The following is a 14,739-nucleotide window of genomic DNA, read 5'->3' on the forward strand; positions in this document are numbered from 1 at the left end:
AATGCCTTAATTTTCAAGGATATGAAAAAAATATTATTATTACTTATTTTGTTTGCAGCAAATGGTATTTTCGCACAAAGTGCAGGCTTTAATAATACGTTTATTGTATTTAGTATAAATGGTAACGGAAATTTGTATTACGACCTTAATGGCAATACATCAAATTACGATTTTAATAACGCTACCATTGGTACATTTTGCCAGGGTTCTGCAAACGGAATGGTGTTTAAGGGAGCGGAGCACAATATTTATAAATGTGGCGGATGCGATCTCACAAGTACGCGCCTTTATTACAGGATCTACCTCAACGGTACAACTCCCGGAAATTTCGTCTCGAATACTATAGGTTATACCAGTGGTTTTAATAATGGTTGTGGAGGTCAGGATCAAATGTGGTCAAACGTTGGTTATAATACCAATCTGCTCGCTGGCCTTGGCGCGGGAAATTACACAATGGAAGTATATTCCGATGCTACGGTTACGTGTAGCGGAGGTACCGTATATGCTGGTAATAACGGAGCCAACTACAAAGCATATTTTACAATAAGCGCTGCATCAGCAGGAGGAAGCATATCAGGAAACCAGACGCTTTGCAGCGGCAGTAGTCCAACAAACCTTGTGCTAAGCGGCCATACCGGCAGTGTAACCAAATGGCAGCGTTCTACCTCATCCGATTTTACATCTGGGGTTACCGATATTTCCAATACTACAACGACACTTACGGGAGCTTCTGTTGGGGCGTTAACGGCTACCACCTATTTCAGGGCGGTGGTTACAAGCGGAGTTTGCTCTTCGGCAAATTCATCAGTTGCAACCATCACAGTTAGTCCGGCATCGGCGGGAGGAAGCATATCAGGAAACCAGACGCTTTGCAGCGGCAGCACGCCAGCAGACCTTACACTAAGCGGCCATACCGGTAGTGTAACCAAATGGCAGCGTTCCACCTCATCCGATTTTACATCAGGGGTTACTGATATTTCCAATACTACAACGACACTTACGGGAGCTTCTGTTGGGGCGTTAACGGCTACCACCTATTTTAGGGCGGTGGTTACAAGCGGGGTTTGCGCTTCAGCGAATTCATCAGTTGCAACCATTACTGTAAATCCTCCATCAGCAGGTGGTCAGGTATCAGGGAATTACGAATTTTGTACGATGGATAATAGCGGTACACTGACATTATCCGGGCATACGGGAAGTATAGTTAAATGGCAATCTTCTGCAGTATCCGATTTTAGCGCTGCCATCTCTGATATTAGCAATACAGGTACTACTTTAAATTTTACAGATATAGCACAAACTACTTACTACCGGGCTATAGTAAAAAGCGGTAACTGCCCCGAAGCAACATCAGGTTCTGTTGTAGTGATATTGAATGATAATGTATGGAATGGTGCAGCCGGAAATTCCGATTGGAATGATGCAGGTAACTGGTCGTGCGGCGAAGTGCCAACAGAATTTGAAAATGCAGTGATAACTGCCGCAAGCAGTCAACCGGACATCTCAGGAAATAGTACAGCTTCAGCCGCAAGCCTTACTATACTTGACGGAGCCGACGTAGTGGTAAGGTCAGGAAGCAACCTTATAGTAACTAATGACGTCGTTGTAGAAGAGGAAGGGTCGTTGACAATAGAAAACAACGGAAACCTGCTCCAGGTAAACGATGTAGACAATACAGGCGCGATAACCGTAGCGAAAAACAGCGCGCCGCTATTCAGGCTGGACTATGCCATGTGGTCATCGCCTGTGGGCGGGGAGACGCTTGCCGGCTTCTCACCTCAAACGCTCTCTAACCGTTTTTACCGTTACAACCCGCTAAGCGACGAGTATGCCACAATGCCGGGTACAACAACCTTTGCCGAAGGTGCAGGCTACCTTATACGTGTGGCCAATACCCACCCAGCCTTTGTAAATGCACAGACACCGGGAACTTCATGGCAGGGTACTTTTACAGGTACACCTAACAATGGTGATGTAAATGTTGCCGTTACACCGCAGCAGTCGGGGGTAAGCCAGGGCTATAACGCTGTAGGTAACCCTTACCCGTCACCAATAAATATCTTTGCTTTCTATGCTGCCAATACAGGCACAATAGCCGACGGTTCGGCCCTCTATTTCTGGAGAAAGAAAAACGATGCCTCCACAAGCTACTATGCAAGGGTAACCAAGCTGGCCTATACCGCCAATACAGGCAATGCATGGGGCGATGCCGGTGGTACCGCCTTTAACGGCGCACCCAATACATGGGTGATCAACCCGGGCCAGGGCTTTATTGTGCAGGCTACAGGCAGCACCGTTCATTTTAACAACGGTATGCGTACTGCGGTGAACAATGGTCAGATCTTCCGCACAGCGCAGGATGAAAGCCAGATCGCTGTTTCAAGGCTTTGGCTTAACCTTTCGGGCCAGGACAGCTTCTCTCAGGCAGCTATCGGCTATACAGACATGACCACTTTAGGGCTTGACTACGGATGGGATGGTAAAGCCTTCGTAAACGACGGCGACCTGACGCTGTTCTCCCTTGCAGGAGAAGAGACACTGGGCATACAGGCAAGGCCATCGTTTGATGCGTCTGATGTTGTACCGATGGGCTACCAGGCCACAACGGCAGGAAGTTACACCATTGCGATTGACCACATGGATGGCGTGTTCGAAACAGGCCAGGATGTTTACCTACAGGATACCCTTCTCAACATCACGCACGACCTGAAACAGGGCGGATATGCATTTACCACAGAAGCAGGCATTACCACAGGCAGGTTCAATATACTTTATGCCCAGCCGCTTAGTACCGATAACCCGGTACTGGACAGCAACAGCGTAATTGTTTACAAAGAAGGCAACAGCATCAACATCAACTCAGGTACTGTTGATATGACAGGCCTATCGGTATACGATACACGGGGCAGGCTGCTTTACAGTGCAAAAGATATCAATGCCGCCACCACGGTTATCAATGGCCTGACGGCAGAGAAACAGGTGCTGATCATCAATATTGCAACCACTAAAGGTGATGTAAGCAGGAAGTTTGTATACTGATGTACTTATATCTAATATTAAACTAAATCCCTTATCAACCCGGTAAGGGATTTTTTTATTGAAAAAAAAACCATAACCATTCCTGTTTCGTATATAGGGCAATAATTGGTTGTATTCCTAATGTCCCTAAAGATAAAAAAAGCCATTTAAATTAAAGTAAGGTGTGGTTTAATGGCTTCCCTTCGTCCTTTTAGGATGAAGGGTTTTTTATTTAAAATAGTATTTATTGAGGGTAGATTTACCCGCTAAATATTATGGTAACTGTGATTTTACATTGCCGTAACAAAACACCTAATGATTTGCTATCTATTTGACTTTAATGTTAATAAAGGGTTTATTTATTTGTATTTCAGTATCCACGTATATAATTACTCGAAAAAAAAACCATAAATTTGCACTTTGTTAGAACACCCACAAAAAGCTACTAATTAAATAAAAAAATGCTGTTTATGCGAAAATTGTTACAATTACATTTAGGAAAAGTGCTGCTCCTCGCGACGATGGTGACGGGACTAAATTTATGGGGACAGGGAAGTGAGAATTTTTCTAATATACCTGCCAGTGCATCAAGTTATGCAAGTAGAAGTTGGACCGGAACAAATGGAGTTACCTGGACAGCTACTTCGGCGCGAACTGATCAAACTTTAAATGGTAAAGCTATCTGTACAAATGGAAGCGGTACAGTGACCTCACCCACCTATTCCGGAGGTATGGGGACTTTACAGTTTAATTATGTAAGGGGTTTTACAGGAACAGGAGCACGATCGATCGATGTTTATGTTAATAGTGTTAAAATAGGTTCAACGATTACTGTGAATGCTTCAAATAGTACTGTTCAGTCGTATTCAGGTAATATAAATGTTTCTGGCAATGTTGTACTTGAATTGAGAACGAGTGGTAATCAAATTATTATTGACGATATATCCTGGACAGCATATACATCTGCTCCAATCTTCGCCATTACTGGTACACCTACAGCTCATGGCCCTGTATGCCAAAATACTGCGGCAACAGGAGTTACCTATACAATTACAAATACAGGTACTTCGGCATCAGGCATTACAGTGGTTTCAAATAATTCACAGTTTGTTGTGAGCAACTTGTCGTCAACTACTATTGCGGCGAATGGCACAGCTACTTATAAAGTTACTTTTACACCAACGGGCACAACACCACAGTCAGCAACTATTACTGTGGCAAGTACAACTTCGGGAAGTAATTCTCCCACAAGTTCATTAACAGGTACAACTTCAACGACAGTAACACAGGCGGTCACTTCATCTGCAGCCAGTCCGGTAGGCGCCACTACAGCTACCCTTAATGGTAACGTTACAACATTGGGTGTATGTCCGGGCAGTACTGAAAAAGGATTTGTGTATTCACTTACTTCAGCAAATGCTAATCCGCAGGTGGGAGGCAGTGGCGTAACTAAAACAAGTGTTGGCAGCATTGCAACAGGTGCCTATACTTTAGGGCTTACGAACCTTACGCCAAATACAGATTACAGCTTTACGTCGTATGTTTATGACGGTACTACCTATACGTATGGTACGGTAAGGACATTTACTACAACAAACCCAACAGCGACACTTTCAGGAACGTTGAATGAGGGCACGCTTAACAATGCTTCATTTACTATAACTTTAAATGGGGAAACTTTTGTAGATGCGGGTTCGTTCGCAGGAACAGGATTTGTATTAAATAATGCGCCAACGGGTGTTAGCCTTGCATCGGTAACCAGGGTTTCGAATACGCAGGCTACAGCTATACTATCTTATAATGATACTGATTTTGATACCAGCGTAACGACATTAAATATTGCTATACCGGGATCACACCTGACTGCCGGAGATCCTATTACTTCGGGTAATATAACTATAACGGCAGTAGCCGAAGCTTTTATTTCTGCCGGTACGCTTGCTTTGGGCAACCAGTGTATTAACACCACCTCAGGCGCTTCGAGCTTCGCATTGACAGGAAACGCGAAAGCAGGAAATATCAGCCTTGCAGCTTTGGATGGTTATACGTATGCTACTACAACCGGAGGCACTTATACGCCAACATTGAGCTTTAGCCATGCAGGCGGCGCTGTTTCTCAAACAATATTTGTAAAATTCTCACCGTTGGCTGTTCAGTCCTACAACGGAAATATCGTAATATCAGGAGTTGGTGTCAATACCAGCTTTAACAAACCTGTTACAGGCGCCGGTGTAAACACTGCGCCAACGATTTCAGCCCCAACCAGCGCCTCTGTTACAGCATCAACGGCAGTATTGGGCGGTAATGCAACTGCAATAGGATGTAGCGCTGTTACCGAACGCGGTATATATTACAGCACTACCAATGGTTTTGCTATTATCGACGGTATAAAAGTTTCGGAAACCGGCTCATTCGGTACAGGAGTATTCATCATAAATGTAAGTTCTCTTGCACCTGCAACAACTTATTATTATAAAGCCTTTGCTACTAATAGCGGTGGTACCGTTTATACTGCACAGGGAACATTCACTACAGTATGTTTAACTCCTGTAAATGTGACTTCGCTTGCAACAACAGCCCCTGCATCCTGGCAAATTGCACTGACATGGACAAACAGCAGCTGTTTTGACGAAGTTCTTGTTGTTGCAAAACTTTCAGGTTCAGTAACGGCAACGCCTTCAGGAACGGGATCGGCTTACACGGCCAATGCAGCATTTGGTTCAGGTACTGCAATTGCTACCGACGAATATGTAGTTTACAAAGGTTCGGCGGCTACAGTTACAGTAACAGGGCTAACAAACGGTTCAACCTATTATTTTAAAGTATTTACCCGCAAAGGCTCCAGCTGGAGTTCAGGGGTTTCAATAAGCGATGTTCCGGTGGTGCAATACTGTGCTGCTTCTGCAACAAATATTGACGAGTATATTGCATCGGTCAATGTAAATGGTGTTACCAATACTTCAGGCTCTTCATCATACACAAACTTTACTTCTACAATATTTCAGGTAGAGCGCAACCTGAGCTATCCAATTACTATTACCCTCGATGGCAATAATGGCGGAGGTTATGTTACTGATAAAGGCCTATTGTATGTTGACTGGAACAAAGATGGCGATTTTGAAGATACTAATGAAAGTGTTTCGCTTACCAGTGGGGTAGGTGTGGGGCCTTATTCGGGTACCATTTCAATTCCAAGTGATGCTTTTGTAGGCACTGTGCGTATGAGGATAAGGCTTTTCGATACTTCGTCAGGCGAAACAGCAAACTCATGTGGTGCAAGTACGTATGGGGAAGTGGAAGATTATACCCTTAATATAGGTGCAGGTACTGCGGCACCGGTAGCTCTTTCGGCAACAAATACAGGTATATCAGGATTCACAGCACGCTGGAATGAAGTTGTAGGCGCTACATCATACAGGTTGGATGTATACCAGTCTACAGGATCTACCGCAACAACTACCGAGCCGTTTAACTCCGGCTTTAACGTTCCAAGTGGCTGGTCAACAACAGTTAATGGTACATACACTTCAGCAGGAAATTATGGTGTTGCATCACCATCTTTACAAATAGATAATACCGGGGATGTTTTGGAAACCGCTACTTATCCTGGCGCTGCCACTTCACTTAGTTTCTATGTGAGAGCCAATGGAGGTACTAACAGTATCCTGCTTATTGAGGGTTATAACGGTACATCATGGGTTACTGTCAACAGTTATACAGGATTCCCTACAACGGGTGCGATCAAAACATATAATGCATCTTCAAGCCCTGCATTACCTTCAGGGTTAGTTAAATTCAGGTTTACATATACCAAAAACTCAGGTAACATTGCATTCGATGACCTTACAGTAACATACAGCACTACTACAAATACTTACCTGACAGGCTATCAAGACAAAACGGTGAATGCTACGGCAGTCAATGGCATTATCAGCCATGATGTAACAGGTGCTGCTTCGAATACACTATATCGTTATGTAGTGAGGGCGGTTACACCTGTATCGCTAAATTCGAATGAAATATCAGTAACAACTGGTAAATCAAATACCTGGAATGGTACAGTGTGGACAGCCGGAACGGCGCCAACAAACATTGATAAAGCTATTATAGAGGGTAATTACAATACTTCAGCCAATGGTACTTTCAATGCAAGCCAGTTAGTATTAAATTCAGGGATATTTACCATAGCATCAGGTACTAACCTTACCGTTCAAAATGAAGTAGTAAACAACGCAGGAGCCTCTAATTTTGTAATAGAAAACAACGGAAACCTGCTCCAGATAAACGATGTAGACAATACAGGTGCAGTAACCGTAGCGAAAAACAGTGCGCCGCTATTCAGGCTGGACTATGCCATGTGGTCATCACCAGTAGGCGGGGAGACGCTTGCCGGATTCTCACCGCAAACGCTCTCTAACCGTTTTTACCGTTACAACCCGCTAAGTGATGAGTATGCCACAATGCCGGGCACAACAACCTTTGCCGAAGGCGCAGGCTACCTTATCCGTGTGGCGAATAACCACCCTGATTTTGTGAATGCTGAAACTCCTGGAACGCCATGGCAGGGTACTTTTACAGGTACACCTAATAATGGTGATGTAAATGTTGCCGTTACACCGCAGCAGTCGGGTGTAAGCCAGGGCTATAACGCTGTAGGTAACCCTTACCCGTCACCAATAAATATCTTTGCTTTCTATGCTGCCAATACAGGCACAATAGCCGACGGTTCGGCACTCTACTTCTGGAGAAAGAAAAACGATGCCTCTACAAGCTACTATGCAAGGGTAACCAAACTGGCCTATACCGCCAATACAGGCAATGCATGGGGCGATGCAGGTGGTAGCGCCTTTAACGGCGCACCCAATACATGGGTGATCAACCCGGGCCAGGGCTTTATCGTACAGGCTACAGGCAGCACAGTACATTTCAACAACGGCATGCGTACTGCGGTGAACAATGGTCAGATCTTCCGCACGGCGCAGGATGAAAGCCAGATCGCTGTTTCAAGGCTTTGGCTGAACCTTTCGGGCCAGGACAGCTTCTCGCAGGCAGCTATCGGCTATACAGACATGACCACCTTAGGCCTTGACTACGGATGGGATGGTAAAGCCTTCGTAAACGACGGCGACCTGACGCTGTTCTCCCTTGCAGGAGAAGAAACACTAGGTATACAGGCAAGGCCATCGTTTGATGTGTCTGATATTGTGCCGATGGGCTACCAGGCCACAACAGCAGGAAGCTACACCATTGCGATTGACCACATGGATGGCGTGTTCGAAACAGGCCAGGATGTTTACCTTCAGGATAACCTTCTCAACATCACGCACGACCTGAATCAAGGAGCGTATGAGTTTACAACAGAAGCAGGTGTTACCACAGGCAGGTTCAATATACTTTATGCCCAGCCGCTTAGTACCGATAACCCGGTACTGGACAGCAACAGTGTAATTGTTTACAAAGAAGGCAACAGCATCAACATCAACTCCGGCACTGCAGATATGACAGGCGTATCGGTATACGATACAAGGGGGAGGCTGCTTTACAGCGGAAAAGATATCAATGCCACCACCACAGTTATCAATGGCCTTCAGGCAGAGAAACAGGTGCTGATCATCAATATTGCAACCACTAAAGGCGATGTAAGCAAAAAGATCATTTTCTAAAACAGTTCAATAATACAATTTGTGAGAATCCCCGGTCGTTAAGGCCGGGGATTTTTTTGTTTTATAATTCTGCAAATCGACTCGTACATGCTAAATTATTCGCTTTTTGAATTACTTTAAAATAATTTTTAACTAGTGGCGTTGTGATGTGTTTTGTGAGTCTAAAAGTATAATTATCATATATCTGCTATTTATTTACAATTCATTAATGAAAAATTAATATATCTTTGCAGGCTAAAAAAATCAAAATTTAACTACGATTATCTAAATTATGCAAAAATTGCTACTATCACATTTTACGAAAGTGCTGCTCTTCGCAGCCATGCTGGTGGGATTAAACTCATGGGGGCAGATAGCTTCCGATGGATTGAACGGCTCTGGTACGCTGCTAACAGTAGCCGGAGGAGCTTTTTATAATACCAGTACAACTACAAGCGACCGTCCTTCTTCTGTCGCTCAGTATTCTGAAGGAACAGCAGCATATGGTGTAAGCAACGCCACTGCGACGCTTACATCTGGGAACATCAATACTTCAGCTTATGCTGGGATCGAGATGTCTTTCAGGCTTGCGGCCTTCAGTATAGGCAGCACTACTAATGGTCTTGATTCTAACGACTTTGTAACTGTAGAAGTGAGCCCTGATGGAGGGACCAACTGGTGGAGTACAGTACGTGTAGGCGGAGGTTCTGGGCCGAATAGCTATTGGGGTTTTGCTTCAGGTACAGGGATCGCAAGTACTGCTTATGATGGTAATGCTACACCGGTAGATTTTGCACCTACAACTACCGGAGCACAGACAACGAATGGATATTCCACAGTCAAAGTGACCGGGCTTCCTGCTGTAAGCAGCCTAAGGGTAAGGATAACGTTGCTGAATAATGCAACAAGTGAAAGATGGGTGGTTGACGATTTCAAAGTAACAGGTACTGTATCCAGTGCGCCGATCCTTGCGATTACCGGTACATCCGGACATGGTTCTACCTGTCCAACTGTTGCTGCAACACCTATAACATATACGATAACGAACAGCGGCACGGTTGCGGCCTCAGGAGTGAGCGTTGTATCAAGTGGTACGAACAATGCTGATTTTGTAGTAACCGGGCTTTCTTCTACAACTATAGCGGCTAATGGCGGTACGGCTACCTTTACAGGAACTTTCTCACCGGCAACATCAGGCTCTAAAACGGCAACCTTTACGGCTTCGAGCACAACAACCAATGCGGTTTCGGGAACTATCAACCTTACAGGTACGGGAACTACGCCTGTAGCCGCCGATTTCCAGGTTTTAGCTGCACAAGATAAAACTGCATCTTCTGCGACAATAAAATCATATGTATATAAATTTGGCGTTTGTCCTACAACTATAGAGAAAGGCTTTGTTTTTGCAAAGGCTTCAGATAATAATAATCCTGCCGTTGGCGGTACAGGTGTAACCAAAACAGCTGTTGCAGGTGTAACCACTATCGGCGATTTCTCGCTTCCGGTGTCCAGCCTTACTGCTGAAACAACCTACAACTATAAGTCTTATTTTTATGATGGAACGACGTATACGTACAGTAATCTTTCCACATTTACCACAACAGGTACACCTCCTGCACTTACAGCAGCTGTGGGCGCAACTGTTGATGCACCGTTTGTAATTACTTTTACGGAAAATGCAGCGTGGAGGAATGGTATTACAAGCATAACCATTGATGGTACTACGCTTGCAGCTGGTGCTTATGATAAAACAGTTGCAGGGCAAATTACATTCACGCCTTCGGCATCCAGTCCGGCGGCATTGCTGCAAACCGCAGCAACGAGATCTATCATTATAAATTCAACGAATTATACCGCTACACCGGCCCTGTCTCAGGCTATTGGTGCAGGTGCAGCTGCAAGGCTTGCGCTTACAACACAGCCTACAGCGCCTTCTGTTAACGGAGGTACACTAACGGCACAGCCTGTAGTTGTAGTAAGGGATCAGTATGGTAACCCTACCACAAGTACGGCATCGATCACTGCCACGGCCACTGCGGCCACATGGACACTTGGCGGTACTGTTACAATAAGCGCCACGGCAGGTACTGCAACTTTCAGCGGGCTTACAGCCAGTACACCTACAAGCCTTACAGGAGCTACGATACAATTTACATCGCCGGGACTTACAAGTGTAACTTCGAATACATTCTCTATACCGCCGGTAAATGACCTTTGTGGCAACGCAACAGCTCTGACTGTAAATGCAGCCGCAATAGCAGGAACGAATGTAGGGGCCACTTATACTACCATTACAGGAGTTACAAGCAAAAAAGATGTTTGGTACACTTTTGTTGCAGCTTGTACAGGTCCGTATACCATCAATGTTACAGGTACTACTAAGGATATAGATATGGGATTATATGCGGATGCCTGCCCTACAAACAGCACAACCGTAGGTACTGCTGTTACTGTAAATTCAAGTAGTGAAACACTTAATGCTGCATCATTAACTTCTGGTACTACCTATTATATTCGCGTATACACAGCTACTACTGCCGATGAAACTGCCTTTAACATCCAGGTAGTAAATTCCTTTGCCCCAACCGTAAGTGCAGGTGCCTCTGCTACAGGTGTATCCCAGCAGGGAGCTACAATTACGGGTAGTGCATCAGTAGCTGCATGCAGCGGTGCTATTACGGCATATGGGGTAGAAATAAGCCAGACACTTAATTTTACTCCGGGTTCCGGCGTACAATATCCCGGTAATAATATATCAGGAGGGAATTTTTCGGTAACGATGTCATCATTGGCTATCAATACTACGTATTACTATAGGACGTATGCTACTAATACTGCAGGTACTACTTATTCTTCACCACAGGGTACTTTTACAACCACTACCGTTCCTGTGACTTTACCTTACAACCAAAACTTTGAAACCGCTACTACTGACTTTGCTTTTGGTGCTGCCGGTACTAACAAATGGGTAATAGGTACAGCTACCCAAAATGGCGGTACGAAGTCGTTATATATCTCAAGTAACGGTTCAACATATGCTTATACTACAGGTTCGGCCGCTGATACGTATGCCGATATTTATGTTGACCTGACATCTGCAACTGCTGCTACGCTTACATTTGACTGGAAGAGCGGTGGGGAAGGTACTGTGGGCGGTAGTATATATGACTATGGCGAAGTATATATAAATACAGGAGGGGCGGATATTCTGATCAGTTCGACAAAAGAATTTTTTGGATCTTCTTCTGCTTTCCAGAATAAAGAGATACTTCTTACGCCATACGTAGGAGGTATCAGGAAATTACGATTCAGGTGGGTTAACGATACCAGCACAGGTTCCGGGATACCACTTGCAATAGACAATATTGTCATTGTTGCAAGTGCCAGGCCTGTGCTAACAACGGCTGCGATCTCAAACCTTACTTATAATGCTGCGACATCCGGAGGTACTATAACCAATGACGGAGGTTCGGCAATTATAGCACGTGGTGTTGTTTATGCAACGACAGCCAGCCCTACACTTGCCAATACAGTTGTATCTGCAGGCACAGGTTCGGGAACTTTTGTTGCCAATATGACGGGCCTTATTGATAACAAAACGTATTATGTAAGGGCATATGCTACCAATGGTACAACTACTGCTTATGGCAATGAGGTGACATTTACGACAAATTCCGTAAACGCACCGGTTGCAACAGCAGCTACCTATGATGGTACTGCGGGTACAACAGGATTTATAGCCAACTGGAATGCAAGTACCGCTGCAACAGAATATTTCCTGGATGTGGCCACAACAACAGCTTTTGGCGCAGTTGTGATCTCTGAAGATTTTTCAGGATGTAACGGTAATGGTACGAGTACCAATATAGCAGGCAGCCTTAATAACTACCTGCAAAATGCCGGATGGACGGGTACTTCTGTTTGGGAAGGGCCGGGCAACGTGAAACTTTCAGCTAGCTCAACTGCCGGAGTTATCACTACCCCTACTATTGACCTTTCAGGTAATGGGGGCACTGCGACCTTAACTTTCGATGTATCACAGTTTGGTACAGATAATACATCGATCCAGGTGCTGCATGCTCCAAACGGTACAACTTTTACGCAGGTAGGATCAAACATAAGTGTTGGTACAGGTGGCTCAAAAACAGTTGCTATTACCGGAGGTACAGCCAGCTCGAAGATTAGGATACAGACTACAAACAGCAACCGTTTTTACCTGGACAACTTTAAGATCGCTTATTCAACCTTTGTTACCGGTTACGATAACCTTTCGGTTGGGAATACGACTTCTAAAAATGTTACAGGCCTTACTGCAGGGACAACCTACTACTATAGGGTAAGGGCAAAAGGGCCTAACAGTACATCGGCTAATTCAAACGTGATTACCGCTATAGCAAAGCTTTCCAATGTATGGAATGGTACGGTATGGACTGCCGGAACGCCTCCGACAAGTAACCATAATGCAATTATACAAGGCAATTACAATACTTCAGCCAATGGTACTTTCAACGCAAACCAGTTAGTATTAAATTCAGGAATCTTTACCATAGCATCGGGTACTAACCTTACCGTTCAAAACGAAGTGGTAAACAACGCAGGAGCAGCTAATTTTGTAATAGAAAACAACGGAAACCTACTCCAGGTAAACGATGTAGACAATACAGGTGCGATAACCGTAGCGAAAAACAGTGCGCCGCTATTCAGGCTGGACTATGCCATGTGGTCATCACCAGTAGGCGGGGAGACGCTTGCCGGCTTATCACCGCAAACGCTCTCTAACCGTTTTTACCGTTACAACCCGCTAAGTGACGAGTATGCTACAATGCCAGGCACAACAACCTTTGCCGAAGGCGCAGGCTACCTTATACGTGTTGCCAATACCCACCCGGCCTTTGTAAATGCACAGACACCGGGAACCCCATGGCAGGGTACTTTTACAGGTACACCTAATAATGGTGATGTAGATGTTGCCGTTACACCGCAGCAGTCGGGGGTAAGCCAGGGCTATAACGCGGTAGGTAACCCTTACCCATCACCAATCAATATCTTTGCTTTCTATGCTGCCAATACAGGCACAATAGCAGACGGTTCGGCGCTCTACTTCTGGAGAAAGAAAAACGATGCCTCTACAAGCTACTATGCAAGGGTAACCAAGCTGGCCTATACCGCCAATACAGGCAATGCATGGGGCGATGCCGGTGGTAACGCCTTTAACGGCGCACCCAACACATGGGTGATCAACCCGGGCCAGGGCTTTATTGTGCAGGCTACAGGCAGCACAGTACATTTCAATAACGGCATGCGTACTGCGGTTAACAATGGTCAGATCTTCCGCACAGCGCAGGATGAAAGCCAGATCGCTGTTTCGAGGCTTTGGCTGAACCTTTCAGGCCAGGACAGCTTCTCTCAGGCAGCTATCGGCTATACAGATATGACCACCTTAAGCCTTGACTACGGATGGGATGGAAAAGCCTTTGTAAACGACGGCGACCTGACGCTGTTCTCCCTTGCAGGAGAAGAGACACTGGGCATACAGGCAAGGCCATCGTTTGATGCGTCTGATGTTGTACCGATGGGCTACCAGGCCACAACGGCAGGAAGCTACACCATCGCACTTGACCACATGGATGGTGTGTTTGAAGCGGGCCAGGACATCTACCTTCAGGATAACCTGCTCAACATCACGCACGACCTGAAACAGGGCGGGTATGCATTTACCACAGAAGCAGGCATTACCACAGGCAGGTTCAATATACTTTATGCCCAGCCGCTTAGTACCGATAACCCGGTACTGGACAGCAACAGCGTAATTGTTTATAAAGAAGGCAACAGCATCAACATCAACTCCGGTACTGTGGATATGACAGGCGTATCGGTATACGATACACGGGGCAGGCTGCTTTACAGCGGAAAAGATATCAATGCCACCACCACAGTTATCAATGGCCTTCAGGCAGAGAAACAGGTGCTGATCATCAATATTGCAACCACTAAAGGCGATGTAAGCAAAAAGATCATTTTCTAAGCGAAATATCCAAAATAACAAACCCCTGCAGCTTAATTGTTGCAGGGGTTTTTG

3 protein-coding genes are annotated in these 14,739 nt (G+C 45.2%); all 3 read left to right on the plus strand.

Annotated features, from left to right (window positions below; translation table 11 throughout):
* The first annotated feature begins 21 nt into the window (after positions 1-21).
* On the plus strand, positions 22-3,039 hold the full coding sequence (locus AAEO56_RS05880; RefSeq protein WP_341696104.1) for a T9SS sorting signal type C domain-containing protein: 3,018 nt from the start codon (positions 22-24) through the stop codon (positions 3,037-3,039).
* A 449-nt stretch (positions 3,040-3,488) separates the two neighbouring features.
* On the plus strand, positions 3,489-8,681 hold the full coding sequence (locus AAEO56_RS05885) for a GEVED domain-containing protein (protein WP_341696105.1): 5,193 nt from the start codon (positions 3,489-3,491) through the stop codon (positions 8,679-8,681).
* 271 nt (positions 8,682-8,952) lie between these two features.
* Positions 8,953-14,685: a T9SS sorting signal type C domain-containing protein gene (locus tag AAEO56_RS05890; RefSeq protein ID WP_341696106.1), complete on the plus strand. Its 5,733-nt coding sequence runs from the start codon at positions 8,953-8,955 to the stop codon at positions 14,683-14,685.
* Positions 14,686-14,739: the final 54 nt, after the last annotated feature.

This window comes from Flavobacterium arundinis (assembly GCF_038289855.1).
Classification (GTDB): Bacteria; Bacteroidota; Bacteroidia; order Flavobacteriales; family Flavobacteriaceae; genus Flavobacterium; species Flavobacterium arundinis.